This is a genomic window from Synechococcus sp. R8-2 (genome assembly GCF_047461715.1).
Taxonomy (GTDB): domain Bacteria; phylum Cyanobacteriota; class Cyanobacteriia; order Thermostichales; family Thermostichaceae; genus Thermostichus.
Genome location: NZ_JANSHQ010000677.1, coordinates 1 through 785 on the forward strand (window position 1 = coordinate 1; position 785 = coordinate 785).

General features: G+C 56.6%; 1 protein-coding gene. It reads left to right on the plus strand.

Features of this window, described 5'->3' with window-relative positions; genetic code table 11:
• The first annotated feature begins 296 nt into the window (after positions 1–296).
• Positions 297–749, plus strand: coding sequence for an Hsp20/alpha crystallin family protein (locus NW819_RS13795; RefSeq protein ID WP_011431920.1), 453 nt, complete (start codon positions 297–299; stop codon positions 747–749).
• The last annotated feature ends 36 nt before the right edge of the window (positions 750–785 follow it).

Sequence of the window (785 nt, forward strand, 5' to 3'; positions counted from 1 at the left end):
GGGATCCATAACGGTCTTCTTTTTTCACTCACATCTACCCCATTCTGTTTTGAGCAAAATGTTTCGAGTGAACCATTGGATTGCCCTGTTTGTTTTCATCCCTCTTCCCCATGAGGTGAGGGGATCCTGCCTATCGCAGATCGGTTTGCCCTCCCTCGCTGGGATGGCTTTCTTGGATGATCAGAGCAGGATTTTGTGAATTCAAATCCCAAGTGCAGGCCAAGCCTTCTTTGCCGAGATCTCTTCGCTTCCCTCAACTCCATTGATGACTTAGCCTATTTACCCTAGGAGACACTATGGCAACTCTTTACTTCAGCCCGCTTTTCGAGGTACAAGCTCTGCAAGCGGAGCCCAACCGGGGACGCTCTCGCTCCTTCCTGCCCACTCCTCTGCAGGTTTGGGAGAGCGGCGAAGCCTACACCGTCCAGTTGTGGGTGCCCGGTGCCAATCGGGAACGCTTCCACATCGAGGCCACGGCTCAACAGCTCTCCATCAGCGGCGAGATCCAGGTTCACGGCCCTGAAGGTGCTGAATTGCGCTACCAAGAAGTGGAGCCCCAACCTTTTCAACGCATCCTCAAGCTGGCCCGCCGCATCCAGCCGGAGAAAGTCTCGGCCACCTATCGCGACGGCATCCTCACCCTCACTCTGCCCAAAGCCGACGCAGCGCGGGTGATCAAAGTCCAAGTGGGCGCCTCAAACCCCACTACTCCGACGGAAGCCGTGACGGTGGAAAGCCAACCTGCCTAGGATCCCCCTCTTTTCGGGAGAGGGGCTGGGGGTGAG